Source organism: Actinomyces howellii, from assembly GCF_900637165.1.
GTDB classification, from domain to species: domain Bacteria; phylum Actinomycetota; class Actinomycetes; order Actinomycetales; family Actinomycetaceae; genus Actinomyces; species Actinomyces howellii.
In genome coordinates this window covers 1-26,000 of record NZ_LR134350.1, presented here as the reverse complement: position 1 = coordinate 26,000, position 26,000 = coordinate 1, and the positions used below count along the sequence as shown (strand labels likewise).

The 26,000-nt window shown below is 73.2% G+C and carries 28 protein-coding genes and 3 tRNA genes; 10 read left to right on the top strand and 21 right to left on the bottom strand.

Annotated elements, in window-relative coordinates; translation table 11 throughout:
• Positions 1 to 60: 60 nt before the first annotated feature.
• Complete coding sequence (locus tag EL245_RS00155; RefSeq protein WP_126381020.1) at positions 61 to 897, top strand: sulfite exporter TauE/SafE family protein; 837 nt, start codon at positions 61 to 63, stop codon at positions 895 to 897.
• Positions 898 to 946: 49 nt separating this feature from the next.
• Here EL245_RS00155 and mmuM read toward each other — a convergent pair whose 3' ends face one another.
• Positions 947 to 1,906: a homocysteine S-methyltransferase gene (gene mmuM / locus EL245_RS00150; RefSeq protein ID WP_126381018.1), complete on the bottom strand. Its 960-nt coding sequence runs from the start codon at positions 1,904 to 1,906 to the stop codon at positions 947 to 949.
• 130 nt (positions 1,907 to 2,036) lie between these two features.
• Between mmuM and EL245_RS00145 the strand changes: the two genes are divergently transcribed.
• Entirely contained in the window at positions 2,037 to 2,990 is a 954-nt protein-coding gene (locus tag EL245_RS00145; protein ID WP_126383798.1) for an amino acid permease, read from the top strand.
• 79 nt (positions 2,991 to 3,069) lie between these two features.
• Here EL245_RS00145 and EL245_RS00140 read toward each other — a convergent pair whose 3' ends face one another.
• On the bottom strand, positions 3,070 to 3,453 hold the full coding sequence (locus tag EL245_RS00140; protein ID WP_126381016.1) for a YccF domain-containing protein: 384 nt from the start codon (positions 3,451 to 3,453) through the stop codon (positions 3,070 to 3,072).
• Between the two features lie 114 nt (positions 3,454 to 3,567).
• Positions 3,568 to 4,488, bottom strand: coding sequence for an ATP-grasp domain-containing protein (locus tag EL245_RS00135; protein ID WP_126381014.1), 921 nt, complete (start codon positions 4,486 to 4,488; stop codon positions 3,568 to 3,570).
• Between the two features lie 186 nt (positions 4,489 to 4,674).
• Here EL245_RS00135 and EL245_RS00130 point away from each other — a divergent pair.
• From EL245_RS00130 to bcp, 4 genes are all read left to right on the top strand, one after another.
• Positions 4,675 to 4,748: transfer RNA gene (locus EL245_RS00130), tRNA-Lys, on the top strand.
• A gap of 52 nt (positions 4,749 to 4,800) precedes the next feature.
• A tRNA-Lys gene (locus EL245_RS00125) sits at positions 4,801 to 4,876 on the top strand.
• 366 nt (positions 4,877 to 5,242) lie between these two features.
• Positions 5,243 to 5,506 carry a hypothetical protein gene (locus EL245_RS00120; RefSeq protein ID WP_126381012.1) on the top strand — a complete coding sequence of 88 codons (264 nt, stop codon included), beginning with the start codon at positions 5,243 to 5,245 and terminating at the stop codon, positions 5,504 to 5,506.
• A gap of 100 nt (positions 5,507 to 5,606) precedes the next feature.
• Positions 5,607 to 6,083, top strand: coding sequence for a thioredoxin-dependent thiol peroxidase (gene bcp / locus EL245_RS00115; protein WP_126381010.1), 477 nt, complete (start codon positions 5,607 to 5,609; stop codon positions 6,081 to 6,083).
• 78 nt (positions 6,084 to 6,161) lie between these two features.
• On the opposite strand, the gene EL245_RS00110 is transcribed toward bcp, so the two are convergent.
• Positions 6,162 to 7,295: a Gfo/Idh/MocA family protein gene (locus tag EL245_RS00110; protein ID WP_197719425.1), complete on the bottom strand. Its 1,134-nt coding sequence runs from the start codon at positions 7,293 to 7,295 to the stop codon at positions 6,162 to 6,164.
• A gap of 24 nt (positions 7,296 to 7,319) precedes the next feature.
• On the opposite strand from EL245_RS00110, the gene EL245_RS00105 reads away from it, so the two are divergent.
• Positions 7,320 to 7,401 (top strand) — tRNA-Leu (locus EL245_RS00105).
• 32 nt (positions 7,402 to 7,433) lie between these two features.
• On the opposite strand, the gene EL245_RS00100 is transcribed toward EL245_RS00105, so the two are convergent.
• The 5 genes from EL245_RS00100 to EL245_RS00080 all read right to left on the bottom strand — a co-directional run bounded on the left by EL245_RS00100 (position 7,434) and on the right by EL245_RS00080 (position 11,369).
• Complete coding sequence (locus EL245_RS00100; protein ID WP_126381008.1) at positions 7,434 to 7,730, bottom strand: antibiotic biosynthesis monooxygenase family protein; 297 nt, start codon at positions 7,728 to 7,730, stop codon at positions 7,434 to 7,436.
• A 66-nt stretch (positions 7,731 to 7,796) separates the two neighbouring features.
• On the bottom strand, positions 7,797 to 8,720 hold the full coding sequence (locus EL245_RS00095) for a metal ABC transporter permease (RefSeq protein WP_126381006.1): 924 nt from the start codon (positions 8,718 to 8,720) through the stop codon (positions 7,797 to 7,799).
• Complete coding sequence (locus tag EL245_RS00090; RefSeq protein WP_126381004.1) at positions 8,717 to 9,649, bottom strand: metal ABC transporter permease; 933 nt, start codon at positions 9,647 to 9,649, stop codon at positions 8,717 to 8,719. Before EL245_RS00090 ends, EL245_RS00095 begins: the two co-directional genes overlap by 4 nt.
• Entirely contained in the window at positions 9,646 to 10,431 is a 786-nt protein-coding gene (locus tag EL245_RS00085) for a metal ABC transporter ATP-binding protein (RefSeq protein WP_126381002.1), read from the bottom strand. Before EL245_RS00085 ends, EL245_RS00090 begins: the two co-directional genes overlap by 4 nt.
• Positions 10,428 to 11,369: a metal ABC transporter substrate-binding protein gene (locus tag EL245_RS00080; protein ID WP_197719424.1), complete on the bottom strand. Its 942-nt coding sequence runs from the start codon at positions 11,367 to 11,369 to the stop codon at positions 10,428 to 10,430. Before EL245_RS00080 ends, EL245_RS00085 begins: the two co-directional genes overlap by 4 nt.
• Before the next feature lie 156 nt (positions 11,370 to 11,525).
• On the opposite strand from EL245_RS00080, the gene rph reads away from it, so the two are divergent.
• Entirely contained in the window at positions 11,526 to 12,323 is a 798-nt protein-coding gene (gene rph, locus EL245_RS00075; RefSeq protein WP_126381000.1) for a ribonuclease PH, read from the top strand.
• Positions 12,320 to 12,979, top strand: coding sequence for an RdgB/HAM1 family non-canonical purine NTP pyrophosphatase (gene rdgB / locus EL245_RS00070; RefSeq protein WP_126380998.1), 660 nt, complete (start codon positions 12,320 to 12,322; stop codon positions 12,977 to 12,979). The genes rph and rdgB overlap by 4 nt, the downstream gene beginning before the upstream one ends.
• 58 nt (positions 12,980 to 13,037) lie before the next feature.
• Here rdgB and EL245_RS00065 read toward each other — a convergent pair whose 3' ends face one another.
• The 5 genes from EL245_RS00065 to clpS are packed head-to-tail and all read right to left on the bottom strand — an operon-like array spanning position 13,038 to position 16,420.
• Positions 13,038 to 13,583: a DUF3054 domain-containing protein gene (locus tag EL245_RS00065; protein WP_197719423.1), complete on the bottom strand. Its 546-nt coding sequence runs from the start codon at positions 13,581 to 13,583 to the stop codon at positions 13,038 to 13,040.
• A 52-nt stretch (positions 13,584 to 13,635) separates the two neighbouring features.
• On the bottom strand, positions 13,636 to 14,448 hold the full coding sequence (locus EL245_RS00060) for an MBL fold metallo-hydrolase (protein ID WP_126380996.1): 813 nt from the start codon (positions 14,446 to 14,448) through the stop codon (positions 13,636 to 13,638).
• Positions 14,449 to 14,470: 22 nt separating this feature from the next.
• Positions 14,471 to 15,385: a glutamate racemase gene (murI, locus tag EL245_RS00055; RefSeq protein ID WP_232009967.1), complete on the bottom strand. Its 915-nt coding sequence runs from the start codon at positions 15,383 to 15,385 to the stop codon at positions 14,471 to 14,473.
• A 31-nt stretch (positions 15,386 to 15,416) separates the two neighbouring features.
• Positions 15,417 to 16,091, bottom strand: a complete 675-nt coding sequence (locus tag EL245_RS00050) for a DUF2017 family protein (RefSeq protein WP_126380992.1) — start codon at positions 16,089 to 16,091, stop codon at positions 15,417 to 15,419.
• The gene (gene clpS, locus EL245_RS00045) at positions 16,091 to 16,420 is read right to left on the bottom strand and encodes an ATP-dependent Clp protease adapter ClpS (protein ID WP_126380990.1); all 330 of its coding nucleotides are present in this window, start codon (positions 16,418 to 16,420) and stop codon (positions 16,091 to 16,093) included. The genes EL245_RS00050 and clpS overlap by 1 nt, the downstream gene beginning before the upstream one ends.
• A gap of 122 nt (positions 16,421 to 16,542) precedes the next feature.
• Between clpS and EL245_RS00040 the strand changes: the two genes are divergently transcribed.
• Complete coding sequence (locus EL245_RS00040) at positions 16,543 to 17,946, top strand: nicotinate phosphoribosyltransferase (protein WP_126380988.1); 1,404 nt, start codon at positions 16,543 to 16,545, stop codon at positions 17,944 to 17,946.
• 33 nt (positions 17,947 to 17,979) lie between these two features.
• Here EL245_RS00040 and EL245_RS00035 read toward each other — a convergent pair whose 3' ends face one another.
• From EL245_RS00035 to EL245_RS00005, 7 genes are all read right to left on the bottom strand, one after another.
• Complete coding sequence (locus tag EL245_RS00035) at positions 17,980 to 19,800, bottom strand: DEAD/DEAH box helicase (RefSeq protein WP_126380986.1); 1,821 nt, start codon at positions 19,798 to 19,800, stop codon at positions 17,980 to 17,982.
• A complete protein-coding gene (locus EL245_RS00030; RefSeq protein WP_126380984.1) occupies positions 19,797 to 20,177 on the bottom strand; it encodes a DUF3039 domain-containing protein in 381 nt (126 codons plus the stop codon). The genes EL245_RS00035 and EL245_RS00030 overlap by 4 nt, the downstream gene beginning before the upstream one ends.
• 92 nt (positions 20,178 to 20,269) lie before the next feature.
• On the bottom strand, positions 20,270 to 21,004 hold the full coding sequence (gene nagB / locus EL245_RS00025; RefSeq protein ID WP_126380982.1) for a glucosamine-6-phosphate deaminase: 735 nt from the start codon (positions 21,002 to 21,004) through the stop codon (positions 20,270 to 20,272).
• A gap of 185 nt (positions 21,005 to 21,189) precedes the next feature.
• Complete coding sequence (locus EL245_RS00020; protein WP_126380980.1) at positions 21,190 to 22,893, bottom strand: phosphatidylethanolamine N-methyltransferase family domain-containing protein; 1,704 nt, start codon at positions 22,891 to 22,893, stop codon at positions 21,190 to 21,192.
• A complete protein-coding gene (locus tag EL245_RS00015) occupies positions 22,869 to 23,732 on the bottom strand; it encodes an ABC transporter ATP-binding protein (protein WP_126380978.1) in 864 nt (287 codons plus the stop codon). Before EL245_RS00015 ends, EL245_RS00020 begins: the two co-directional genes overlap by 25 nt.
• 163 nt (positions 23,733 to 23,895) lie before the next feature.
• On the bottom strand, positions 23,896 to 24,177 hold the full coding sequence (locus EL245_RS00010; protein ID WP_126380976.1) for an HU family DNA-binding protein: 282 nt from the start codon (positions 24,175 to 24,177) through the stop codon (positions 23,896 to 23,898).
• Between the two features lie 206 nt (positions 24,178 to 24,383).
• Positions 24,384 to 26,000, bottom strand: coding sequence for an ABC transporter substrate-binding protein (locus tag EL245_RS00005; protein WP_126380974.1), 1,617 nt, complete (start codon positions 25,998 to 26,000; stop codon positions 24,384 to 24,386).

Sequence of the window (26,000 nt, the reverse complement as noted above, 5' to 3'; positions counted from 1 at the left end):
GGGCGCGAGGGGCGCGAGGGGCGCGAGGGGCGCGAGGGGCGCGAGGGGCACGGTCCCGGGATGAGCGGACTCGCCTCGGTCCTGGAGCTTCCGGGCCTCAGCCCGCCGGTGCTCGCGCTGCTCATGGGCGCCGCGCTCGTGGCAGGGTGGGTGGACGCGGTGGTCGGAGGCGGCGGACTGGTCCAGGTGCCGGCCCTCCTCCTCGTCCCGGGCCTGCCTGCCACGCACGCGCTGGGCACGAACAAGGTGTCCTCGGTCATGGGGACGACCGCGGCCGCGGCCACCTACAGGCGCCGGGTCGGGTTCCCCTCTCACGTCCTGGGCACCTCGCTGCTGGCCCTCGCCGCGGCGGGCTGTGGCGCCCTGGCGGCCACACGGCTCCCCACGGAGGTCTTCCGGCCGGTCATCATCACCGCGCTGCTCGCCGTCCTGGCCGTCACCGTCCTCAGACCCGACTCCTTCACCCGATCCGCCGGGGGCTCGGGCGCCCCGGGCGCGGCAGGCCCCCCGGCGGCGAGGGCCCGTGCGGGGTCTGGCAGGACGGTGAGGTGCCTGGCCCTGGGCGCGGCCATCGGCTTCTACGACGGCATGCTCGGCCCCGGAACCGGCTCCTTCCTGCTCATCGGTCTCATCCTGCTCGTGGGCATGGAGACGCTCACTGCCGCGGCGATGTCCAAGGCGGTCAACCTGGCCACCAACGTCGGGGCCCTGGCGGTGTTCGCCCTCGTGGGCGCGGTGGAGTGGAGGCTGGGCCTGGTCATGGGCACGGCGAACATGTGCGGCGGGTGGCTCGGGGCCCGCACCGCCTCAAGGCTCGGCCCGCGCTTCGTGCGCGCCGCGCTCGTCGTCGTCGTGCTCGCGCTCCTGGTCAGGCTGCTCAGCCAGCAGCTGCGGTGAGCGGCCACCCGCGGGGCGGTGACCGGGCGGACCGCCGAGCGAGGCCGGCTCACCGCGAGGCGGCCACGATGCCCGCCAGGACGGCGGTGTCCGCCGGTGAGGTGCGGCAGCAGCCTCCCAGGAGGCGGACGCCGGCGTCGATCCACCCCTGGGCGGAGGCGGTGAAGCGCTCGGCGCCCTCGACCGTGCGCCAGGTCTTGGTGACAGGGTCGTAGACGTCCCCGGAGTTGGGGTAGGCGACCAGCGGCTTGCTCGTGGCCGCACTGAGCACGGGCAGCGCCCGGGTGACGACCTGCGGGGCCACGCAGTTGAGCCCGACGGCGCTCACCGCCCCGTTGTCCTGGGCCCAGGCGGCCGCGGCGGCCAGGGCGCTGCCGTCGGCCAGGTGCCGGCCGTCGGGGCGCACCTGGAAGGAGACCCAGCACTGCGCGTCGGGGACGAGCTCGGTGAGCATCTCGACGACCAGCCGGGCCTCGTCGAGGCGGGGCATCGTCTCCAGGGCGAAGAGCCGCAGCCCCTGGGCGGCGAGGACCTCGATGCGCGGGCGGTGGACGAGCTCGAAGTCGGGGGCGTCCACCTGGTAGGCGCCGGTGTACTCCGAGCCGTCCGCGAGGCAGGCGCCGTAGGGGCCCAGCGCCCCGGCGACGAGCACCGGGCCACTCGTCCTGGGAGCCCCGGCGGCTGCGTCGAGGGCCAGCTGAGCCGAGGCCTCCAGCGCCCGCAGGGCCGCCGCCTCCCCCAGGCCGGCCCGCACGAAGGCCGGGACGCTGGCCTGGTATGAGTTCGTCGTGATCACCTGGGCCCCGGCCTCCAGGTAGTCGGCGTGGACGGCGGCGACGGCACCGGGGGCCTCGACCAGGGCCAGGGCGGACCACAGGGTGTGGCGGGTGTCGACGCCGCGGGCGTCGAGCTCGGTGCCCGTCGCGCCGTCGAGGACGAGGACCTCGCTGCGGAGCAGCTCGGCCAGGTCGGGTGCGGGGGACCCGTTCTCGGGCCTCACGGTTCGCATGGTGGCACCGTAGCCAAGGCACCTGAGCGGGGCCACTAGCGTGTCGGCCATGAGCTCTCAGCCCACGGCCGCCCCTGCCGTGACCGGGTCCCCTGCCCAGCCGGCAGCCGTCAACGGCCTCGAGCGGCGCATGTCGCGTCGGCACCTCATGATGATCAGCTTCGGTGGGGTCATCGGCACCGGCCTGTTCCTGTCCAGCGGTTACACGGTGGCCACGGCAGGGCCTGTCGGCACGATCCTGGCCTACTGCGTGGGGGCCGTCATCGTCTACCTCGTCATGCTGTGCCTGGGTGAGCTGAGCGTGGCCATGCCCGAGACCGGAGCCTTCCACGTCTACGCGACGCGGTTCCTGGCGCCGGCCACCGGGACGGTCACGGCGGTCCTGTACTGGCTGACGTGGACGGTCGCCCTGGGCAGCGAGTTCACCGGGGCGGCGATGATCATGAAGGGCTGGTTCCCCTCGACCCCCACCTGGATGTGGGCGGCGCTGTTCATCGCCCTCATCCTGGCGATCAACATCACCTCGGTACGCGTCTTCGCCGAGGCCGAGACCATCCTGTCCTCGCTCAAGGTCGCCGCGATCATCGCCTTCATCGTCCTGGGCAGCCTGGCGATCGTGGGCCTCTACGCCTCGACCAGGATGCTGTGGTCCTTGGCCAACGAGGGCACCGTGCCCAGGGCTCTCGCACGCACCAACCGGTTCGGCGTGCCGGCCCTGGCGATGGGCCTGTCCATGGTCGGCGGGCTGACCGCCCTGGCCACGAGCGTCGTGGCGGCCTCGACCGTCTACCTCGTGCTCGTGTCGGTCTCGGGGCTGGCGGTGGTCCTCGTGTGGGTGGCCATCGCCGCCTCCCACCTGTCCTTCCGCAGACGGTGGGTCGCTCAGGGACGCTCGACCGACGAGCTCGGCTACGCGGCGCCCGGCTACCCGTGGGTGTCGGTCGCCGCCCTGCTCGCCTCGGCGGCCTCCTGCCTGCTCATCGTCGTCGACCCAGCCCAGCGGCCGGCCCTGTGGATGACCGCGGGCTTCGTGGGCGCCTGCTACGTCACCTACTGGGTGGCGGCGCGCCGCATCACCGCCTGAGCGTGCCTGACGCGTCCCTGAGACAGACCGTGCCGCCCGGGGGCAGGGGCACGGACCCCGCCCCCGGGCGGCCCCGGTCTCAGAGGATGCCGCGGCCGGGGACCACCTGCTTGCCGAAGGGGAAGCAGGTCACCGGGATCATCTTGATGTTGGCGATCGCCAGCGGGATCCCGACGATGGTGAGCGCCTGCGCCGCGGCCGTCGTGATGTGCCCGATGGCCAGCCACACTCCGGCGACGAGGAACCAGATGACGTTGCCCAGCGCGCTCATCGCACCCGCGTCGGGCTTGGGCACGACATCACGGCCGAAGGGCCACAGGGCGTAGCCCGCGATGCGGAAGGCGGCGACCCCGGCGGGGATCGTCACGATGAAGACGCAGGCGATCACGCCCACGATCACGTACTCGACGAAGAGCCAGAAGCCCCCGAGGAGCACCCAGATGATGTTGAGAACAGTACGCATGGAAGACGTTGTAGCCGGACGTGCCGGACCCCGCATCAACCGCCAGGACGAACCCGCCTCGCCTCGGCTCCGCCCCGAGGAGCAGCCCCCTGTCCTCGCGGGGTCGGGCGCGGGTCACCAGAAGACGCGCTGCTCGATGGCGTCGGCGAAGCTCTCCAGGGCCTCGGGGGTGGAGCCCAGGTAGAGCCCGGCGTCGATGAGGGAGACCTCCATGAGGTAGAAGCCCCCCTGACCGTCCTCGACGACGTCGACACGGTTGAACAGCAGCTGGCTGTCACGCCCGGAACGCTCCTTGATGACCCTGTGGATGGCCTTGCGGACCTTCTCCCCCCAGAGCCACTCCTGCTCGCTGGGCTCGCGGGCGGTGACGATCTCCTCGTGGACCTCGTCGGTGGAGCGGAAGGAGGGGTGGAGCATCGGGGCCTTCTCCACGGCGTGGGACAGCACGCCGTTGAAGTAGACGAGAGACACCTCCCCCTTACGGTCGACCTCCTCGAGATAGCGCTGGACCATGACCGACCGGGAGCGGCGCAGGTGGTGCATCGTGTCGTTGATGGCGTCCGAGCGGCTGCGCGCGTCGGTGGCGGTGTACCGGCCAGTGCCCCGGCCCCCTGAGGAGATGGCCGGCTTGACGACGAAGTCGCCGTGGGCGGGGAACCGGGTGTGGACCTGGTGCTTGGACAGGCCGTCGGCCGGCTCAATCCAGGTGGTCGGGATCATCGGCACCCCGAGCTCGGCCAGCCGCGTGAGGTAGTGCTTGTCGGCGTTCCAGGCCACGACCTCGGCCGGGTTGGCCACCCGCGGAAGCGAGCGCGTCCAGGACAGGAAGCTGGTGTAGTTGCGCTCCAGTGCGTAGTCGCGCACCGAGCGCAGCACGACGGTGCCAGCCGTGTCCCAGTCGACGGTCGGGTCGTTCCACACGGCGATCCGCGGCTCGATACCGCGCTCGCGCAGCGCGTCGGGCAGGCCGAGCTCGTCGTCGTCCAGGTCGGGGTAGTCGGAGGATGTCGCCAGGGTCACGATCGGAGTGCTCACAGCCCCACGCTACCGTTCCCGGGCGCGTTCGTGGGGGGCCCGCTGTCCCCAGTTCGCCCCTGGAGCGATGAGGCCCCTGCGGCTGAGACTTCCCGCACATTCCTGCGAGGGCCGTTCCCGCGATTGGACACCTCGGCGTCGAGGACGTAGAGTCAGCCTCCGTCGCCCGGACCACCCGGATGACATGCCTCCTTAGCTCAGTTGGTTAGAGCACCTGACTCTTAATCAGGGTGTCCAGGGTTCGAGTCCCTGAGGGGGTACCGCGATCACCGGGTCCTGTCCCCGGGACGCACCCAGCCACGTCGTGGCTGAGCACCGTTAGCTCAATTGGTAGAGCAGCTGACTCTTAATCAGCGGGTTCAGGGTTCGAGTCCCTGGCGGTGTACCACGCATGGACCGTGCCAGAGCACACAGGCCGGGGCTACCTCCCGATGCCTGCGCCGGCACCACGATCCCGCAGGAGCCTTGGCGCGACGCGCCCGCAGGTCCCCGCGCCCCGGCCCACCCGCTCCCCCGTGGAGCGCTGGCGCCTGGGAGGACGGTGGACGGGGCGGCGGGGACGATCCGCGCGTGGGCCCAGGCCAGAGCGCACCGCGCCAGGTCTCCGGCCACCGGGAGCGCGACGAGGCCGACCACGAGTCGGTCGCGCACCCAGCAGACCACCGCCCGCCGGGCCGCAGGAGCCGCCTGCACTCCGCCCGGCACTGAGGGGCCCGCACGAGGGCCACGACGAACACGACGAAGGAGTATCGATATGACGAGCACGACGATGAGCACAACGACCAGGACGACCACCAGCACGACCCGGACCGCGACGATGACGCCGGGGACCGCCGGGGCCGCCGGGAGCACCGGCGTCCTGCGCCCCTGCGGGGCAGGGCGCGAGGCGGCCGAGCGCGAGCTGAGCGCTGCGCGCGCCGAGCTGGCCTCGCTGGGGGCCCAGGCCTCCCCCTCGCGCCTCGAGCGGGCCCTGGAGCGGGTGACCGCCGCACGCCAGGCCCTGGCGCTGGCGGCCTGAGGGCGGGAGAATCCGGGCAACGACCCCGAACCGACACCGGGCGTCTGTCCTCCCCCGCGCAGGGGACGACAGAGGCCACGTCTGAGACGAGGAGGCTGCTGTGCCCCAGCTCGCAGTGGGAGAGACCGCTCCCGACTTCACCCTCCCTGACGCGGCGGGCGCGCCCGTGTCCCTGGCCGACCTGCGCCGGCGCGCCGAGCGCGGCGTCGTCGTCTACTTCTACCCCAAGGCGTCGACCCCCGCGTGCACCCGCCAGGCCTGCGACTTCCGCGACTCCCTGGCCTCCTGGGGCGCGGCGGGATACGAGGTCGTCGGGGTCTCTGCGGACTCCCCCACGGCGCTGGCCCGTTTCGCCTCCCGGGAGGACCTGCCCTTCCCCCTGCTGTCCGACGCCGAGCACGCCGTCATGGAGGCCTGGGGCGCCTGGGGGGAGAAGAAGAACTACGGGCGGACCTACACAGGGGTCATCCGCTCCACGGTCGTCCTCGACACTGACGGCGTGGTCGTGCTGGCCGCCTACAACGTCCGGGCCACGGGGCACGTCGACCGGCTGCGCCGCGACCTCGGCGTCGACTGAGCCCCGGAGGTCCGGCGGGCGGGCTGGCGACGGTCCCGCCCGATGGTCGGCCCCTCCCCCGGGCTCGTCTCCTCGGGGTCACCCCTCCTGCCCGGGGTAGACGACGCCGAGCTGGCGGCGCACCTCGTCGAGCACCTCCATGACCTCAAGGGTCGTCGCCCACGGCATGACCTGCGACTGCGTGCGTCCGGCCGCCAGGCAGCGCGCCACCTCGGCGGCCTCGAACTGGAGGCCGCCGGGCACCCTGGCGTCCCAGGTCACGGCGGGCCGGGACCGATCACTCCAGGTGACCTCGAGGGCCGAGGGGGCGAAGAACACCGAGTCCAGCCGCAGGCAGGCGGTGGCGCCCATGATCTCCGCAGTCTTGGAGGAGACACCGTCCATCCCCGAGGTGGCCACCGCGGTGGCCTGGGGGTAGGACAGCGTGACGACCTCGTCGAGGTCGACGCCGCGGTCGCTCAGGCGCCCCGAGGCGGTCACGCGCTGCGGGGCCCCGAGGAGGCCGTGCACAAGGCTGACCGGATAGACGCCCAGGTCGAGCAGTGCCCCTCCGGCCAGCTCGGGGCGCACGAGCCGCTCGACGTGCGCCAGCGGCTCGTGGAAGTCGGCGCGCACGTGCCGCACCTGGCCCAGGACCCCGGCTGCGGCGAGGGCCCGGGTCAGGACGTGGCCGGGCAGGAAGCGGCTCCACATCGCCTCCATGATGAACAGGCCGCGCCTGGAGGCGACGTCGAGCACCCGGCGCGCCTGGTCGGCGTCGCGTGTGAAGGCCTTCTCGACCAGGACGGGCTTACCGGCCTCGAGGGCGAGCAGGGCGTGCTCGGCGTGGAGGGCGTGCGGGGTGGCGACGTAGACGGCCTCGACCTGCGGGTCGGCGACGAGCTCCTCGTAGGAGCCGTGGGCCCGCACCTCCTGGCCCTTGCCCGCCGCCGCGTGAGCCCTGGCGAAGGAGCGGGCCCGGCTGAGGTCCCGGCTGCCGACGGCCACGACCCGCCCCGAGGAGTAGGCCGGGACCTGGGTGGCGAAGGCGGCAGCGATGCCGCCCGGGCCCAGGACGCCCCACGCCAGGGGCGGGGCGTCCTGGGGCTCGGGGACGGCCTCGTCCAGGTCGAAGGGAGCCCCCGCCTGCGTCATCGCGGCCAGGAGGCTGTCGGGCACCGGGGCGAGGAGCCCGGTGGTCCGGGTCCCGGCAGGAGCGTCGTCGCGTGTCATGCGGTCAGGGTAGGCTGCCGCCGAGCGCGAGTGGCGGAACTGGTAGACGCCCCAGGTTTAGGTCCTGGTGCCTTCGGGCGTGAGGGTTCGAGTCCCTTCTCGCGTACAACGACGCCTCGCGCGAGCCAGCGCCCCGGCTCAGGGCTCGTCGTGCTGGACGACCTCGAAGCCCATGGGCGCCACGCTCATCCCCCGGCGCGTGTCCTCCTCGTGCCCGCCCTCGCCGCGGGAGGCGCGCCAGGTCTCGTAGTGCTCCCTCGTGGCCCACCGGGTCACGACGAAGTACCGGTCCTCCCCCGTCACCGGCCGCAGCAGCTCGAAGCCCTCAAAGCCCTCGGAGGCGTCGACCCGCCTCGAGCGTGCGGCGAAGCGGCGCTCGATCTCCTCCTGCGCTCCGTCGGGGAAGGTCAGTGCGGTGATGTTGACGAAGGTCATGTCGGTCTCCTCATGCTCCGGCGGGCGGCCGCGGCGCGGAGCCACGGACCAGCTGCTGAGGACAGCCTAACCACCAACGCCCCGACCTGCACCGACCCGGCCTCGGACCTCCGAGACGCCGTAGCACGACCGGGCCGCACCGCGCCGGCGTCGCCTCCTCATGTTCCTCACCGTGAGCACGAGGAGGAACATGAGGCCGTAGAGGACCGCCATGCCCGCACTCGTGGCGGCGTCGAGGGCGTAGGCGACCGCGAACCCGGCAAGGGCCCCGAGGGCGGCGATGATCGCGGTGAGCGCCACCATCGCCCTCAGGGTCGTGCTCAGGAGGTACCCGGTTGCCGGAGGGACGACGACCAGCGCGGCGACGAGGATCGCGCCGGCGGCGTTGAAGGCGGCCGTCACCGTCAGCGAGAGCAGGAACATGAACAGCGTTCCCACCGCCGTGGGCCGCAGCCCCAGGCAGGAGGCGTGCTCGTGGTCGATGGTCGCGGCCGTGAGCCTGGGATGGAGCAGCCACAGCGCGAGCGCGTTGACGACGAGCACGCCGAGCATGACCGCCAGGTAGGAAGGCCCCAGGTCCGCCCCCGCGACCCTCAGCTGGTCCCAGGCGGCCAGGTTGAGGTCCCCGACGAGCACCGCGTGGGTGTCGAGGTGGACGTTGGCCAGCCTCGTGCTCACGAGGATGACCCCGATGCTGAACAGCGCGGGGAAGACCAGCGCCTGCGGGGAGTCCCCGGTGAGCAGCCCGGTGCGCGAGAGCCAGTGGGCTCCCAGGACGACGACCAGTCCCGCCAGCGCCGCTCCGATGATGAGCACGGGAGAGTCGAGGTCCCGGGTGAGCAGGTAGCCGACAACGATGCCCGGCAGGACCGCGTGGCCGATGGCGTCGACGAGCATCGAGCTCCTGCGCAGGACGACGAAGACACCGGGCAGGCAGCACGCCAGGGCGGTAACGACCGCGAGCGCGGCGGTTCCCACGACCAGGCTCATCTCCCCTCCCCCCTCGCCGCGAGCTCGCGGGCCAGGGCCCGGCGCGCCCGGGCCCTGGCCACGGCGCGCACCGCGAGGCTGCGCCGCGGGGAGGCCAGCAGGGACACGAGCAGGATCGCTCCCAGGACGAGGACGACGACAGGCCCGCTCGGGACCTTGCCCAAGGCGATCGACAGGTAGGCACCGACCCCGCTGCCCAGGGCGCCGATGAGCCCTGCGAGCACGACCATGCCGCCCAGGGACACCGTCCACTGTCGGGCGGCGGCCGGCGGGGTGACGACGAAGGCCACCGTGAGGACGAGCCCGACGGTCTTGACCCCGATGACGGTGGCGATGGCAATCGCCCCGAACATGAGGGCGTCGAGCGCTCCCGCCCGGAATCCGAGGACGGTGGCGAGCTCGGGGTCGAAGGCACGCAGTGCGAGCTCCTTCCAGAACACGACGAGGGCCGCGACGGCGAGGGCCCCCGCACCCAGGCTGGTGACCAGGTCCGCCACGGTGAAGACCGAGGCGTTGCCGAGCAGGTAGTCCTGGATCCCGCCCTTGCCGGGCAGCCTGCTGTTGGCGATGACGCGCATGAGCAGCGTCCCCGCCCCGAAGAAGAGGGTGAGGACGACGACCATGGCGGTGTCGATGCCCAGGGTGCTGGCCCGCGTGACGGAGTTGGCCACGAGGACCGCCAGGGTGCCCACGACGGCCGCGCCGAGGACCAGGGCGATCATGCCGCGCCCGTCGGCCCCCACCGCGACCGCCGCGAGGAAGGCGAGGAGGCTGCCGGGCAGGGCGGCGTGCGACACGAGGTCGCTGACCAGCGACTGCCGGCGCAGGTAGGCGAAGCAGCCCAGCGCGCCGGCCACCATCCCGATGCTCATCGTGCCCAGGGTCACCATGCGGTAGGTGTGGTCCGTGAGCACCTCCAGGGGGCTCATGAGGCGAACTCCAGGAAGGCGTCGTCGCCGGGCCGGACCTCGTAGGCGGCGCGGATGCTGTCCCTCGTGTAGGCCAGCTCGACCGGCCCCGAGGCGATGACGCGGCGGTTGAGCAGGGTGACGTGGTCGCAGTAGTCCCCGACGGTGGCCAGGTCGTGGTGGACGATGACGACGGTGCGGCCCTGGGCGCGCAGGGCGTGCAGGACCTCGACGAGGGCCTGCTGGCTGTGGGCGTCGACCCCTTGGAAGGGCTCGTCCAGGACGTACAGGTCCGCCTCCTGGACCAGCGCTCGGGACAGCAGGACGCGTTGGCGCTGGCCGCCGGAGAGCTCACCGATCGGACGGCGGGCCAGCGCGGCGGTGCCCGTGCGCTCCAAGGCGCTCAGGGCACGGGCGCGCTCGGCCCGGCCCGGACGGCGCAGCCACCCCAGGGAGCCGTAGGTTCCCATGGTCACGAAGTCGCCGACGGTGGTGGGGAAGTCCCAGTCCACTCCGGCGGACTGCGGCACGTAGCCCACCCGTCCTCGCGCCTGCGCCAGCGGCAGGCCGAAGATCTCCACCGAGCCGGCAAGGGGCCTGACAAGCCCGAGCATCGTCTTGATGAGGGTGGACTTGCCGGCGCCGTTGGGCCCGACGACGCCCATGACCACGCCTTGCGGGACGCTGAGGTCGACGGCACGCAGCACCGGCTCCTCCCGGTAGGCGACCGACAGTCCGGTGACCGTGCAGGCAGGTGGGCACTGCCCCTCATTCGCCACGGTGCAGGTGGCCGGGGTGGTCATGACGCACCGAGCGCGGCCGAGACGGTCCGGGCGTTGTGGAGGAGGACCTCCAGGTAGGTGTCGACCTCGGGTTCGGCACCCAGGGAGTCGGCGTAGAGCTCGGCGTCGGCGATCGTGACCTGCCAGCCCCGGGCCCGCACGGCCTCGCTCAGGCTCGTGATCGCCTGGGGGTTGGCCTGGTTGTCCTGGAAGATCGCCGGCACCCGGTTGTCGGCGATGAGCCGGGCCAGCTCGGAGATCTCCTCAGCGCTCAGGGCGGCCTCGGTCGACACGAAGTCGGTGGCGTGGACCTCAAGGTCGTAGGTCCGGCCGAAGTAGTTGAAGGCGTCGTGCCCGGTGATGAGGATCCGGGGCGCGGGGACCCGAGCGAGCAGCTCGCCGGCCTCGTCCGCCGCCTCGGCGATCCGCCCCTGGTAGGCCTCGGCGTTGACCCGGTACTCCTGGGCCCTGTCCGGGTCGATCCGGCCGAGCCTGTCGGCCACGTGGCCCACGACGAGGGACCAGGCCGAGGGGCTGTTCCACACGTGCGGGTCGTGGAGCGGGTTGCCGTCCTCGTCGGTCTCGGGCCAGTCGAGCAGCATGTCCTCGGGGAGCATCTCGCCCACGGCGAGCTGCCTGTCCCCCAGGCTCTCGAGCTGGTCGACCATCTGGGCCTCGAGGTGCAGGCCGTTCCACAGCACGACGTCGGCGCTTCTCATCTCCTCGACGTCCTTGGTCGAGGGCTGGTAGGTGTGCGGGTCCCCTCCCGGGCCGACCATCGTGGTCACCCTCGCGTCGGGGGCGACGTTGGCCACGAGGTCAGCGAGGTAGCCGGTCGTGGCGTACACGGTCAGGACGTCGTCCTGGGAGCCGGCCGTGGGCGAGACGCATCCCGTCAGCGTGAGGGCGGCGCCGACGACGCCCGCCACGCAGGCCATCAGTCTGTGGTGGGTAGGCATGAGCTTCCTCTCTGCCGGTCCGCACGCAGTCGGAGCGGCACGGTTTCGGGTGTCCGAACTTTCGCGCAGTGTAGTCATCCCTCACAGGTTTTCGGCAAGCCGAAATCGTGTGGCTGGCCCTCCCGTCCCCGCTCCGCCCCCGGGTACCCTGGCCCGGTGACACCATCCCCCGCCCTCCGCAAGGACGGGCGCGCACCCGACGAGCTGCGCCCCGTGACCATCACCCGCAACTGGCTCGACCACGGCGAGGGCTCGGTCCTCATCGAGTTCGGGCGCACACGCGTCCTGTGCGTCGCCTCCTTCACCGAGGGGGTGCCGCGCTGGCGCAAGGGCGGCGGCCAGGGATGGGTGACCGCCGAGTACGCGATGCTCCCGCGCGCCGGGTCCGAGCGCAGCGGCCGGGAGTCGGTGCGGGGCAAGGTCGGTGGCCGCACCCACGAGATCTCCCGCCTCATCGGCCGTGCGCTGCGCGGGGTCGTCGACGTCGCCGCGCTGGGCGAGCACACGATCGCCCTGGACTGCGACGTGCTCCAGTCCGACGGCGGGACCCGCACCGCCGCGATCACGGGGGCCTACGTGGCGCTGGCGGACGCCGTGGCCTGGGGCACCGACCGCGGCCTGGTCAAGGCGCGCTCGGGCGCCCCGGTCCTGTCCGACTCCCTGGCGGCGGTCAGCGTCGGGATCATCGACGGGCGCCCCTGCCTCGACCTCCCCTACGAGGAGGACGTGCGCGCCCACACCGACATGAACGTCGTGCAGACCGGCGCGGGCAAGTTCATCGAGGTCCAGGGCACCGCGGAGATGGCGCCCTTCAACCGCGACGAGCTGGCCGCCCTGCTCGACCTGGCCTCCAAGGGCACCGCGGAGCTGACGGAGCTCCAGGCCAGGGCGCTGGCCGGCCCCTCGGACACGGCCTTCACGGTCTCCACCCTCGACAAGGAGGCGGGAGCATGACCGACCCGGCACAGGTGGTTCCCGAGGGCGCCCGGCTGGTCCTGGCCACCCACAACCCTGGCAAGCTCGCCGAGCTGCGCGCGATCCTGACCCCGGTCGTCCCGGGCCTCGAGGACCACCACGTCGTCTCGGCCGCACAGCTCAACGTTGCCGAGCCGGTTGAGGACGGGCTGAGCTTCGCAGCCAACGCGGAGATCAAGGCGCGTGCCCTGTCGCGGGCCACGGGCCTGCCCGCGGTGGCCGACGACTCGGGCCTGTGCGTCGACGTGCTCGGCGGGGCGCCGGGGATCTTCTCAGCGCGCTGGTCGGGTCGCCACGGAGACGACGCGGCCAACACGCGCCTCCTGCTCGATCAGCTCAGCGACGTCGCCGACGCCCACCGCACGGCACGCTTCACCTGCGCTGCGGTGCTCGTCGTCCCGCAGCGGCCCGAGCCGGTCGTCGTCGAGCGCTCCATGGAGGGCCGGCTGCTGCGCGAGCCCGTGGGCGAGGGCGGTTTCGGCTACGACCCGGTCTTCGTTCCCACCGCCGAGGACGCCGCCGGCACGGGGCGCACGACCGCGCAGATGACTCCCGCGGAGAAGAACGCGATCTCCCACCGGGGCCAGGCCTTCCGCGACCTGCTGCCGGTCCTCGCCGAGCTCCTGGCGCCCTGAGCGGCGGGCTGGGGCCCGCGGCGCCTGAGGCACGGTGCCGTCGCCGCGGTCGCCGCCGTCACCGCTCCGGGGTCGTGCCCTGGGCGGCCTGCGGGTCCTGCGCAGCCTGAAGGTCCTGGGCGTCCCGGGGGTCCTGGCGGCCTTGGAGGTCGCGGGCCGCCTGGGCGTCCAGGCGGCGTTGGACGGGCTTGGGGACCATGGAGTCATGAGCCTTGGCGTAGCCGTACAGGACGCGCCACCCCAGGGTCGTGGCCCCCAGGAGCACGAGGCTCATGAGCGCCCAGTCCAGTGAGAGGCGACCCGTCCAGGTCCGGGAGGCCGCCCAGCCCGCCCACGCGACGACGGTGACGAGGGCCCCGGGCCCGGGGACCTCGAGGTGGTCCTGCCCCCGGGCGACCACGAGAGCGAGCAACCAGCCGAGCCCGAGTCCGGCCAGCGGCCCCCACAGCTGGGACCACCAGAGCGCCGGCGTGTCCGCCAGGGTCTTGGTCGAGGCGGCGGCCAGGGCCACCGACACCGCCACCGACACGAGGTCGGCCGGGACGACGAGCCACCAGCGCGTCCGGCGACCCCGCGTCCAGGGCCGGTCGGGGCCGTCGGGCACGGCCGGGGTGTAGGCGAGGCGAGGGGGGTCCTGCCGTGGCGCAGCGGCCACCTCAGATCTCCCAGGTGGCGTCGCTGGTCGCGACGTGCAGGGGGCCGCTGTAGACGGCGGCCGCCTCCCGCAGGGTGTCCGCGGGGTCGGTCCACGGCTGGATGTGGGTGAGCACGAGGCGCCCGGCGGGACGGCGGCCGCCTGCGCCGCTCGTGCCCGCGGCCAGCTGGCCGGCGCGCCTGCCGGTCAGGTGCATCCCCCGGAAGGTGTCACGGCCCTCGAGGAAGGCGGCCTCGGCCAGGAGCAGGTCGACCCCGTCGGACAGGGCCTCGGCCCCCTCGCACAGGTCGGTGTCGCCGGTGAAGGCCATCGACACGGTGCCCGGCCCGTGCTCGCTGGGGCCCTCGACGCGGTAGCCGTAGGCCTCCACCGGGTGCAGGACGGCGAAGGGGGTGATCGTCATCGGCCCCACGCGCACCGCCTGACCGGGCACGGCCGTGCGGAAGGTGAACTCGGTCGAGTAGTCCTCCTGCGCACCGGTGCCATCGACCCCGCGCAGGCGCTCAAGGAGCTCGGAGGGCCCGAGCGTCATGACCGGGCCCAGCGCTCCGCCGGGGTGCCAGCGGCGGTAGACGTGCATGCCCACGAGGTCGACCATGTGGTCGGCGTGGCAGTGGGAGATCGCCACGGCGTCGACCTCCCCCGGGTCGAGGTGCCGCAGCAGCCTGCCCATGGAGCCCGGTCCCAGGTCGAGCAGGAGGGAGAAGGTCCTCTCCCCCTGCGCACCCGGCCCTCGGGCCTGGAGGAGGTAGGACGACGCCGACGAGCGTGGTCCCGACATGCTCCCGGTGCAGCCGATGATCGTGAGCTTCATACGCTGTCCTCTTGCGGCGCGGTCAGGGACTGGAGGGACTGGTGGCGGCCCCGTCGAGGACGGGGCTCGTGAGGACGGGGGGCGCGGGTGCGCTCTCGATGCTCTCAGCGCTCAGCGGCCCGGGATCCGCCCCGTCACGGGGCTGGTCGTCGGCGTCGGTGCGGGTGACCCGCCTGACCTCCGGGCCCAGGAAGCGGCGCGCCAGGACCGTGAAGGCCTGCGGGTCGCCGGTCGAGCGGAACTCGTGCTCCGGGGCTCCTGCGTGCTCGTCGCGCAGCAGCTCACGGCGGGCCAGCTCGCGGTAGACGTCCTTGGCCGTCTCCTCGCTGGAGGTCACCAGCGTGACCTCCTCCCCCATGACGTAGGAGATCGGGCCCGCGAGCAGCGGGTAGTGGGTGCAGCCCAGGATGAGGGTGTCGACGCCTGCGCGCTTGACCGGAGCGAGGTAGTCCTCCGCCGTCGACAGGACCTCGGGGCCCGTGGTCACCCCGCGCTCGGCGAGCTCGACGAACCGGGGGCAGGCCACCTGCATGAGCTCGACGCCGGGGACGGCTGACAGCGCGTCGGAGTAGGCGCGCGAGTCGACCGTCCCCTGGGTGGCGATGAGGCCGACCCGCCCGTTGCGGGTCACGCGGGCCGCGGCGCGGGCGGCCGGGTGGATGACCTCGACGACGGGGACGCCCCTGCCCAGGGTGTAGCGGCTGCGGGCGTCGTGCAGCACGGCAGCCGACGCGGTGTTGCAGGCGATGACGAGCATCTTGACCCCGGAGTCGACGAGCTCGTCCATGATCCCCAGCGCGAGCTCGCGCACCTCGGCGATGGGGCGGGGCCCGTAGGGGGTGTTGGCCGTGTCCCCGATGTAGAGGATCCGCTCCCCAGGGAGCTGGTTCATCACCGCACGGGCGACGGTCAGACCACCGACTCCCGAGTCGAAGATCCCGATGGCCGCGTCATTCACGTCTGTGAGACTATGCGGCGTCCTCGCCGTCGAGCACGACGGTGACCAGTGATTCGTGCCACCAGGTGAGCATGTCGTAGGACAGCGCGATCGCCCGACGCCACCTGGCGTGGTCCTCCTCCTGCGAGGGCGGGTCCTGCCAGGCGGTGGCGTGGGCGGCGCGGGCGGCCTCGGCGGAGTCGATACCCAGCCGCTCGGCCAGCACGAGGCGGACGTCGTTGAGGGCGCCGAGCCAGGTGGCCTCCTGTCCGCGCGGCACGAGGACCGCGCCGTGGGCGCCGCTGGGCTCGCGCAGCTGAGCCGCGACCTGGAGCAGACGCGCCCGCTTGTCCGAGCGCAGCTGGTCGCGCACCATCCCCGCGATCTCGACGGCGACCCCGGGGTCCTCGCAGGCGTCCGGCAGCAGGACGTCGAGCACCGAGGCCAGCGCGGCCCCCGTCACCGGTCCCGGCCCGGGGTCCTGCGCCTGCGGTGCGGTGACCTGGAAGTCGAGGGCGGCCAGGACCTCGGCGTCGTGCTCGGACTCCCCGGCCCTCGGCACGCCGGGCGCTGCGCTCGGGCGCGCGCCGTGGCCGGGCTCGGCCAGGATGTCGGCGACCTGCTCGAGCAGACCGGCCAGGTACTCCCTCTCCCAGGTCTCCAGGACCGAGGTGTACCCCTGCTCACCGGCGCTGAAGGCGCGCATCAGCCCTCCCCGCCCTCGGGGGACCCGGGGTCCGGACCGCCCATCGGCTCGATCGTGGCACGCAGCCCGTAGGAGTGCATCGAGGTGACGTCGACCTCCATCCTCTCGCGCGTCCCACGGGAGACGACGGCGCGCCCCCGGGTGTGGACCTCCATCATGCGGCGCCTGGCCAGCGGGACCGGGAAGCCGAAGTAGGAGTGGAAGACCCAGGTGACGTAGTCCATCGTGTTGACGGGGTCGTCGTGGACGACGGTGCACCACAGGCGCTGGGCCGCCGTGCGCGCCTCGTCCATGACCTCGGGGTCGGCGGCAGGTGCTGTGCGGGACATGCTGTCAGGGTAGCCGGGCCCGGCCCGCCTGCGGCCCAGGCGGGCCGTGGCGCGGGGCCGCCTGCGCCCGGCCTCCCCTCACCGGCGCCGGAACCGGCCCGAGCGGTAGTAGGTTGACGGCCATGACATCTGCGACGTCCCGGCCTGAGGCCGCCCCCGACGGCACGGCACCCAGCACCTCCCTGCTCACCGACATGTACGAGCTGACGATGCTCCAGGCCTCCCTGCGCGCCGGGACGGCCGAGCGCCCCAGCGTCTTCGAGCTGTTCGGACGGCGGCTACCGTCCTCGCGGCGCTTCGGTGTCGTGGCCGGCACGGGCCGCCTCCTGGACGCCATCGAGGCCTTCACCTTCTCCCCCGCCCAGATCGACTTCCTCCACCGCACCGGGGTGGTCGACGACACGACGCTGGACTACCTGCGCGGCTACCGGTTCACCGGGACCGTCCGCGGCTACGCCGAGGGCGAGTGCTACTTCGCCGGCTCGCCGCTGCTCACCGTCGAGGGGACCTTCGCCGAGGCCTGCATCCTGGAGACCGTGGCGCTGTCGATCTACAACTACGACTGCGCCGTCGCCTCGGCTGCCTCCCGGATGACGATCGCCGCCCACGGCCGGCCCTGCGTCGACTTCGGCGCACGCCGCGCCCACGAGCAGGCTGCGGTGGCCGCTGCCCGCGCGGCCGTCGTCGGCGGTTTCGTGGGCACGAGCTGCCTGGAGGCCGGTATGCGCTACGGCATCCCCACCGTGGGGACCTCGGCGCACTCCTTCACCCTCCTGCACGACTCCGAGGAGGAGGCCTTCGCCGCGCAGGTGGCCAGCCTGGGCCCGGGCACGACGATCCTCGTCGACACCTACGACATCTCCCGGGGGGTCGAGCGCGCGGTGGCGGCGGCGCGCGCGGCCGGCGGTGAGCTCGGAGCGGTGCGTCTGGACTCCGGCGACCTCGTGGCCGAGGCCTTCAAGGTCCGCGCCCAGCTCGACTCGCTGGGCGCCACGACGACGCGGATCACCGTGACCAACGACCTCGACGAGCACGCCATCGCCGCCCTGGGTGCCGCGCCGGTCGACTCCTACGGGGTGGGCACCAAGCTCGTCACCGGCTCGGGCCGCCCGACGGCCGCCCTCGTCTACAAGCTCGTCGAGCGCGCCGACGCCCAGGGCGTCATGCAGGAGGTCGCGAAGTTCTCCGAGGGCGGCAAGTCGACGGTGGGGGGCCGCAAGTGGGCCGGCCGCGTCGCGGACGCCTCCGGCTCGGCGGCCGAGGAGCTCGTCGTGTCGGCCCGCTCGCAGGCCGAGGCCCTCGAGGCCCTCGCGCAGGCCGGTGCCCGTCCGCTTCAGGTCGACCTCATCACCGAGGGCCGGATCATCGAGGAGCACCGGGGCCCGGGGGCGCTGGCCGCCGCCGCCGAGCGGCACCGGGTCTCACGCGCCGAGCTGCCCTATCCGGCCTGGCGCCTGAGCGACGGGGAGCCCGCGGTCCCCACGCGCCACCTCGACCTCGACGGGCGCAGCGCGCAGCGCCGCTGACCCGCGCCCGCGCGGGGCCAGGGCCCGAGGGCCTCAGCGCCGGCCGACGAACCAGCGGCGCAGGGTCTCGACGCGCTTGAGGATCTCCTCGGTCGAGGCCTGGGCGACCTCAGGCCCTCCGCACACCCTGCGCAGGTCGGTGTGGACGACGCCGTGGGGCTGGCCGGAGCGACGCGACCAGGCCGACACGAGCTGGGAGAGCTCCTTGCGCGCCGCCGCCCGCCTGCGCGCGTCGTCGACGCCGGAGTTGTCCCGCCGCCGGGCCGCCGCGGCGGCCTGCCGCTTCTGGGCCAGGATCTGCTTGTCCTGGCGCTGGCGCAGGAGCGCGGTCACCTGCTCGGGCTCGAGGAGACCGGGCAGCCCCAGGTACTCCTGCTCCTCGACACTGCCGACCATCGCCCCCGTGCCGAACTCGCCGCCGTCGAACAGGACGCGGTCGAACTCCGCGGTGGCCTCCATCGCCTCGAAGGCGCCGAAGAGGTCGTCGGAGGCCCGCTCCTGCCTGTTGGCCTGGGCGATGAGCCTGTCCTCCGGGGCGAAGAGCGCGTCCTCGTCGACCGGTCGGGCACCGCCCAGGACGTGGTCGCGCGCCACCTCCATCTCCCCGGCGAGGCCCAGAAGCGGGGTCACCGAGGGCAGGAAGACGCTGGCGGTCTCCCCCCGCGCCCGCGAGCGCACGAAGCGGCCCACCGCCTGGGCGAAGAAGAGCGGCGTGGAGGTCGAGGTGGCGTAGACCCCGACGGCCAGGCGCGGGACGTCGACGCCCTCGGAGACCATCCGCACCGCGACCATCCACCGGTCGGTCGAGGCCGAGAAGGCCTCGATGCGGCTGGAGGCTCCCGAGTCGTCGGACAGCACGACCGTGGGCGCCTCGCCCGTGACCGCCCGGAGCTGGGCGGCGTAGGCCCGCGCCGCGGCCTGGTCGGTGGCGATGACCAGCCCCCCGGCGTCGGGCACCTGGCGGCGGACCTCGGTGAGGCGCTGGTCGGCTGCGGCCAGCACCGCCGGGATCCACTCCCCGCCCGGGTCCAGGGCGGTGCGCCAGGCCTGGGACTCCAGGTCCTTGGTCAGCGGCTCCCCCAGGCGTGCGGCGACCTCGTCACCCGCCTTGGTGCGCCAGCGCATCTCCCCCGAGTAGCTCATGAACATGACCGGGCGCACCACGCCGTCGCGCAGCGCCTCGGCGTAGCCGTAGGTGAAGTCCGCCCGGGACCTGCTGGCGCCCCCCTCCTCCTCGACGTAGCGCACGAAGGGGATCGCGGCCTCGTCGGAGCGGAAGGGGGTTCCGGTCAGCGCCAGGCGGCGCCGGGCGGGGGTGAAGGCCTCGCGGATCGCGTCGCCCCAGGAGCGGGCGTCCCCGCCGTGGTGGATCTCGTCGAGGATGACCAGGGTGCGGGCAGCGTCGGTCCGGGCGCGGTGGAGGTTGGGGTTGGCCGCCACCTGCGCGTAGGTGAGGGCCACGCCGTCGAAGCGCGCCCCGAGCGCGCCCTGGCTGTTGGTGAAGCTGGGGTCGACGCGGATGCCCACGCGCGCCGCGGCCTCGGCCCACTGGTACTTGAGGTGCTCGGTGGGGCACACGACGGTCACCTTGTGGACCTCCCCACGTGAGAGCAGCTCGGCGGCCACCCTCAGGGCGAAGGTGGTCTTGCCCGCCCCGGGGGTCGCCACGGCCAGGAAGTCCTCGGGCATCTCGCTCAGGTAGGCCTCCAGGGCGGCTGCCTGCCAGGCGCGCAGCGGCCGCGTCGTGCCCCAGGCGGCACGCTGCGGGTACGCCGGGGGCAGGTGCTCCGCGGCGAAGATGGAGGGCTGGGTCGGGTGGTGGCGCTGTGCCTGGGTGCCGCGCGCCGGGCTCACCGACCGCCTCGCCCGAAGGGGAAGCGCGGGCGGCGCGGGCCGCCCTGTCCTCCCGACCCCTCCGAGTGCAGCTCGTCGTAGATCTTCTTGCAGGTCGGGCACACCGGGTACTTCGACGGGTCCCGCCCCGGGGTCCAGACCTTCCCGCACAGGGCGACGACGGGGCGCCCCGTGGCGGCCGCGGCCTCGATGCGGTCCTTGCGCACGTAGTGCGCGAAGCGGTCGGCGTCGCCGTCGTCGGTCGACTGGAGCTCCTCGCGCTCGAGGACCGCGGTACCGACCGACTGGCCGGGACCGGCGCCCGGGTCGCTGGGCGAGCCGGGGTCGGCGGGGTCGGCGGAGTCGACGGTGTCGACGGCGGAGCTGGTCTGAGGCATGGGCCCAGTGTAGGCCGCCCGCCGGCGACGACCACGGCACCGTCCTGTGGCGGCGCTCTCCCCCGGCGCCCAGGACCGGGCCGGCGGCGCCCTCAGCGCCTGAGCAGGCTGGCGGCCTGCGGGTCGACCAGGACGAGCGCGTCCGGGTGGTTCTGCATGACCGTGGCCGGCCACTGGGCGCTGACCTCGCCGTCGACGAGGTGGGCCACGGCCTGCGCCTTGTTCTCGCCGGTGGCGATGAGCAGGAGCCTGCGGGCCCGCATGATGGTGCTCAGGCCCTGGGTGAGGCAGTGGGTGGGGACCGCGTCGAGGTCGCCGTCGAAGAAGCGGGCGTTGTCCCGTCGGGTCTGCTCGGCCAGGACACCGACGTGGGTCACCGAGTCCAGGGCGCCTCCCGGCTCGTTGAAGCCGATGTGCCCGTCGGTTCCGATCCCCAGGATCTGAAGGTCGCAGTAGCCGGCACGGGCCATCTGCGCCTCGTAGTCCCGGCAGGCCGCCTCGAGGTCGTCACTCAGGGCGTCGGGGCCGTGGAGGGCGCCGGGCGCCATGTCGATCCGGGAGCGCAGGTGGGTCTCCATGAACGCCGAGTAGCGCTCGGGGTGGTCGGCGGGCAGCCCGACGTACTCGTCGAGCATGAACCCGGTGACGTCCTTGAAGGAGATCCTGCCGGCCTCGTAGCGACGGACGAGCTCGTCGTACAGGGGCAGGGGGCTCGACCCCGTGGCCGTGCCCAGGACAGCGTCCGGTTTGGTGCGCAGGAGGTCCTCGACGACGTCGGCGGCGCGCTGGGCGATGTCCTCGGCACTGTCCAGGATGACGAGCTCCACGGCGGTTTCCCTTCCTCGGTCGGGGCGGCGGCGCCCCGGGCTGACGGCGGGGCGCTGCACCGCGCCCGCCCTCAACGGTAAGGTACCGCACCGGGCGGCGCACCGAGGGAGTGCACCGTGGCGCCCGCCCGGACGACCACCGGCTCACTCGAGCCACCTCGAGGCTCTGCGGGGCTCTGCGGGGCTCAGCGGGGATCGTCGTGCCCCGGCCAGGAGCGGATGGTCGACAGCACCCTGACGTAGCGGCGGTCGAGCAGCCGACCGGCCCACACGATCCCGGCCCACGCCAGCGCGGCTCCCCAGACCACCCCCAGGACCAGGACGGTGACGGACCAGCCCCAGGTGCCTGAGACCATGAGGAAGGCCAGGCCGGCGACGGCCGGGCCCGCCATGACGACGACGAGGAGCATCCCGATCATCTGGATGAGCGCGGCGACCATCACCATGCCGGATCCACGAGACTTCATCGGGTTCTCCCCCGGGGCGTTGGTCTGGTACGGCAGCAGGACGCCCGAGACGCACGACCAGGCGGCCCCCGCCCCGAACAGGCCCAGCGAGGCCCCCAGCACGGCGGGCGCCGCCTGCCAGGTTCCCGTCCAGGCGGCGCACAGCGCGGTGAGCGCCACGAGCACGGGCAGGTGCCACACGGCCAGGGCCAGGACCCGGCCGGCCATGTCGTCGCGCCCGCGCAGCCCGGCCGACACGTGCGTCCACAGCGCGGTGGAGTCGAAGGCCAGGTCGTCGTGCACCGACCAGGCGCACATGAGCGCCAGGACGGGCGGAAGCCACAGGAGCAGCGCGGGGGCCTGCCCCCAGGTCCAGGACACGACCGAGGGCTCACCACCGACCTCGAACCGGATCCCTCCCGTGGACGTCCCCATGGCACCGACCGCCAGGATGAGGACCGGGACGACGACGGCGCTCATCATGGACACGAGGTAACGGGGGTCGGTGCGCCAGTAGCGCAGGCACCTGGCCGCCACGGCGGCCGCAGGGCCCGACAGGACGCGGGCCAGGCGCCGTTGCCAGGGCAGCACGCCGCCGGCGTCCGCCAGCGCCCGGGCCCGGCCGCGGCGGTCGGCCCTCGAGCGGGCCGGTCCGGTCATGACACGGGTGACGACCCTTCCCCACAGGGGAACCAGGACCAGGGGCAGCGCCACCGCCCCCAGGGACATGAGCAGCGCCGCCGTCGTGCGACCCTGGGCCAGGAGCCCCGGGGCGCTGGTCGCCCAGCCCAGCGGCGTCATCCCCGCAAGGCGGGCCGGGCCCACGAGCCTGTCGAGGAGCGATCCCCCACCGACCGCGAGCATGTTGAGCACCGAGGGGATGAAGGCCGCCGTCAGCACGACGACGCCTCCCACGAAGGCCACGAGGTCCCGGCCGTGCCGCGAGGTCGAGACCCCGACGCCGATGACGACGACCCGGGAGGCCAGGACGCAGGTGGCCAGCGCCGCCGGCGCCAGGACGAGGGCGAGCAGGGCGGCGCCCCACTGGCCCGCGAGCGCCCACACGAGCACCGGCAGGCACATGACGACGGCAGTGACCACGCCGGGCAGCCCGAAGGCGGAGGCCATGGCCAGACCGGTGGCCAGCGAGCGCGAGGGGGCGATCCACGCCGCCATGGCGCGCGGGTCGAGCGTCGAGTCGGCCCCGGTGAACAGCAGCGGCACGAGCACCCATCCCAGGACGGTCAGCGCCCCTGAGCCGGCCAGGACGGGGGCGGCTGCCTGCGGGGCCAGCGATCCGAGCGCGACGGCCCCGACGGTCAGGAGGAGGAGGGTCGCTGCGGCCTGGGCGAGGGCCAGGACCGTGCCGACCACCGCCCACGCGTCGGTCCTCAGCGCGTTCAGGGTCAGGCGCCACCTCAGTCGGATGAGGGTCGCAACCATGCCAGTCCCTCCCTCGTGCGCGGCGCGCCCACGAGCTGGGCGAAGCGGTCCTCCAGGTCGGCCCCGGCGGCGACCTGCTCCGTCGTGCCGGCCGCGACGACCTGCCCGCGGTTGATGATGGCCACGTGGCTGCAGAAGCGCTGGACGGTGGCCATGACGTGGCTGGAGATGACGATGGTGCCCCCGGCTGCGGCGAAGTCGGACAGGATGCCCTGGATCGTCTGGGCCGACAGGGGGTCGACGGCCTCGAAGGGCTCGTCGAGCACGAGGACCGCCGGGGAGTGGACGAGCGCGCACGCCAGGTGCACCTTCTTGCGCATGCCCGCCGAGTAGTCCGCCACGAGAGTCCTCCCTGCCTCCCACAGCCCCAGGACGTGGAGGAGCTGGGTGGCCCGGGCGGTGACGACGTCGCGCGCCATGCCCCGCAGGAGCCCGGAGTAGCTGACGAGCTCCAGGCCGTTGAGGCGGTCGAAGGTGCGCAGCCCGTCGGGCAGGACGCCCAGGTGGGACTTGGCGCGCCGCGGCTCCGCCCACACGTCGACGCCGTGGACGAGCGCTCGGCCGGCGTCGGGGACGAGCAGGCCGGTGGCCATCGACAGGGTCGTCGTCTTGCCCGCGCCGTTAGGACCGACGACCCCGTAGATGCTCCCGGTGGGCACCGTCAGGGACAGGCCTCCGACCGCGACGGTGGACCCGAAGCGCTTGACCAGGCCGTCGAGGACCAGGGCCTGGGGGCCGCCCTCGGGCCCCGGTCCGGTGAAGGCAGAGGCCACCGGGGCACCTCGTCCCGTGCGAGGGCGTTCAGGTGGCACCGGTGCGCGCGTCTGCGGGTTGCTCATGGCTCGATCATGCGCAGCCCGTGCGCCTCGTCACATCCTCCGCCAGGAGGAACGCTGCTGGGCGCCGGGTACGACGACGGCGCGCCACCCCGGAGGGGCGGCGCGCCGTGAGGAGCGCTGGACGGGCCTCCTGCGTCGAGGGGCCCGGGCGCTCAGCACGCAGTCACTTGGCGACGGCCTTCTTGAGCGCGGAGCCGACGGTCAGCTTGACGCCGTACCCGGCCGGGATCTGGATCTCCTCACCGGTGCGGGGGTTGCGGCCGGTGCGCGCGGCGCGCTCCACACGCTCGACACCCATGAGACCGGTGATCTTCACGGCCTCGCCCTTGGCGACGTTCTCGACGAGGACGTCCTGGAAGGCTCCGAGGAAGGCGTCGGCGTCGGTCTTGGTCAGACCGGCCTTCTCAGCGATGGCAGCGATGAGCTCGGTGCGGTTGACGGACATGTATCAGCCTCTCAATCGTGGGTTGGCACCTTCCGTACCGGTGCCAATGGCCTCAACGCTATGCACAAACCGGCCGATTTGTCAGATATGACGGTGTTTCCACGGCGTGGCGGCCGAAAATGCAACCCCCACGCGCCCCATCCGTCACACCCGTCACATCCGCCCCACTGCTGGGCCCACCGCGGGCCGACCGGCGCCCGCGGGTCTCAGGCCTTCGCCGAGCCGACGTCGACGAAGGACAGGCCCGGCAGGGCGATCGGCTTGAAGCCCGGGAGGGTCGTGGCGTCGTAGGCGGTCGGGGTCCGTCGGTGGAACAGGGGGTAGAGCGGGACCTGCTCGGAGATGATGTCGAAGGCCCTGCGCCATGCGGTCAGCTGCGGGCCGCCGGTCAGGCCGACGGCCTCGTCGAGGGCCGCCTGCACCTCGTGGTAGGACTCGCTGCCCTTCCAGTGCATGCGGGTGTCGGCCCACAGGTCTGAGGAGTAGAACCAGCGCAGGAGCAGGTCGGCGTCAGCCCCGAAGACCGAGGGGTCCTCAGGGGCGAACAGGACGTCGACCACCTCCGCCCCGGAGTCGATGCCCTCGTAGGCGACGGCCGCCTGCCGCTCGACGAAGGAGACGGGCACGCCCAGCGCCTCGAGGTTGTCCTTGATGATCGGGCGCACCCCCGCCAGCAGCGCGTGGTCGGTGCACATCGCCCGGATGCTCGTGATGCCCGCCTCGGCCAGGAGCGATGCGGCCTTGGCGGGGTCGTACCCGTACACGGTCGACGCCCGCCGGTAGGCGGGGTGGCCCTGCTGGACGTAGCAGGTCGCGGCCGTGGCCAGCCCCGCCATGCCCGTCTCGCAGATCCTCTCGTAGTCCAGGGCGTACATGATCGCCTGACGGGCCCTGGCGTCCGACAGGGTCTGGCAGTTGAACAGGGCGAACACGGGGGCGAAGGCCTGCTCCTGCGCGATCGTGACCGGGTTGACCATCGTCGGCAGGTCGTCCAGGGGGGCGGCGTTGATGACCTGCACGGTCCCCGACATGATGGCGTTGGCGCGGGCGGTGGCGTCGGGCAGGACCTGCCAGGTCATCGACTTGGCCAGCGCGGGCAGGGGGCCGTTGTAGTGGTCGTTGCGCTCGAAGACGACGGTCTGGCTCTGCGCCCCGTTGTCGGTCATCCGGTAGGGCCCCGATCCCACCGGGAGGGAGTCGAAGCCCTCGGGGTCGGCCTCGACGACGGCGCGGGGCACGATCTTGACCACGGAGAGCCGCTCGGACACGAGGGTGTAGGGGGCCTTCGTCGTGATCGTCAGGGTCGTGTCGTCCTTGATCGTCACCGTGTCGAGGAAGCTGATGAGCTGGGCGTACACGGAGCCGTTGGCCGGGTCCCGGACGCGCTCGAAGGAGAAGACGACGTCCTCGACGGTCACCGGGGACCCGTCGGCGAAGACCGCGCCGTCGCGCAGGGTGATCTCGTAGGTCGTGTCGTCGACGGCCGAGGGAAGGTCGTCGGCCAGGGCCGCGTAGACCTTGCGGTCCTCGGGGTGGAGCTCGGTGAGGCCCTCCATCGTGTGCCAGTTGGCGGCCACCGCCAGCGCGCCCGTGGTCGTCATCGGGTCGTAGCCGTGCCCGCCCACCGCCTCGGAGACCCCGGCCGTGATGACGCCGTCGGGGATCGCCGCGGCCACCGTCGGCGTGCTGGTCGCCCGAGACGAGCCGGAGCCCACCGAGCACGCGGCCGGGGTCGCGAGGAGCGCGGCCGCGCCCAGGACCGGGACGACACGCAGCGCCTCTCGCCGTGAGACACCCGGGGTGCTGGGCGAGGCCGATGCCAT

Coding starts and splice junctions, on each gene's coding strand:
- EL245_RS00155 (WP_126381020.1), top strand. CDS start 61: ATGAGCGGACTCGCCTCGGTCCTGGAGCTTCCGGGCCTCAGCCCGCCG.
- mmuM (WP_126381018.1), bottom strand. CDS start 1,906: ATGCGAACCGTGAGGCCCGAGAACGGGTCCCCCGCACCCGACCTGGCC.
- EL245_RS00145 (WP_126383798.1), top strand. CDS start 2,037: ATGTCGCGTCGGCACCTCATGATGATCAGCTTCGGTGGGGTCATCGGC.
- EL245_RS00140 (WP_126381016.1), bottom strand. CDS start 3,453: ATGCGTACTGTTCTCAACATCATCTGGGTGCTCCTCGGGGGCTTCTGG.
- EL245_RS00120 (WP_126381012.1), top strand. CDS start 5,243: ATGACGAGCACGACGATGAGCACAACGACCAGGACGACCACCAGCACG.
- EL245_RS00110 (WP_197719425.1), bottom strand. CDS start 7,295: ATGACACGCGACGACGCTCCTGCCGGGACCCGGACCACCGGGCTCCTC.
- EL245_RS00100 (WP_126381008.1), bottom strand. CDS start 7,730: ATGACCTTCGTCAACATCACCGCACTGACCTTCCCCGACGGAGCGCAG.
- EL245_RS00095 (WP_126381006.1), bottom strand. CDS start 8,720: ATGAGCCTGGTCGTGGGAACCGCCGCGCTCGCGGTCGTTACCGCCCTG.
- EL245_RS00090 (WP_126381004.1), bottom strand. CDS start 9,649: ATGAGCCCCCTGGAGGTGCTCACGGACCACACCTACCGCATGGTGACC.
- EL245_RS00085 (WP_126381002.1), bottom strand. CDS start 10,431: ATGACCACCCCGGCCACCTGCACCGTGGCGAATGAGGGGCAGTGCCCA.
- EL245_RS00080 (WP_197719424.1), bottom strand. CDS start 11,369: ATGCCTACCCACCACAGACTGATGGCCTGCGTGGCGGGCGTCGTCGGC.
- rdgB (WP_126380998.1), top strand. CDS start 12,320: ATGACCGACCCGGCACAGGTGGTTCCCGAGGGCGCCCGGCTGGTCCTG.
- EL245_RS00060 (WP_126380996.1), bottom strand. CDS start 14,448: ATGAAGCTCACGATCATCGGCTGCACCGGGAGCATGTCGGGACCACGC.
- EL245_RS00050 (WP_126380992.1), bottom strand. CDS start 16,091: ATGCGCGCCTTCAGCGCCGGTGAGCAGGGGTACACCTCGGTCCTGGAG.
- clpS (WP_126380990.1), bottom strand. CDS start 16,420: ATGTCCCGCACAGCACCTGCCGCCGACCCCGAGGTCATGGACGAGGCG.
- EL245_RS00040 (WP_126380988.1), top strand. CDS start 16,543: ATGACATCTGCGACGTCCCGGCCTGAGGCCGCCCCCGACGGCACGGCA.
- EL245_RS00030 (WP_126380984.1), bottom strand. CDS start 20,177: ATGCCTCAGACCAGCTCCGCCGTCGACACCGTCGACTCCGCCGACCCC.
- EL245_RS00020 (WP_126380980.1), bottom strand. CDS start 22,893: ATGGTTGCGACCCTCATCCGACTGAGGTGGCGCCTGACCCTGAACGCG.
- EL245_RS00015 (WP_126380978.1), bottom strand. CDS start 23,732: ATGAGCAACCCGCAGACGCGCGCACCGGTGCCACCTGAACGCCCTCGC.
- EL245_RS00010 (WP_126380976.1), bottom strand. CDS start 24,177: ATGTCCGTCAACCGCACCGAGCTCATCGCTGCCATCGCTGAGAAGGCC.
- EL245_RS00005 (WP_126380974.1), bottom strand. CDS start 26,000: ATGGCATCGGCCTCGCCCAGCACCCCGGGTGTCTCACGGCGAGAGGCG.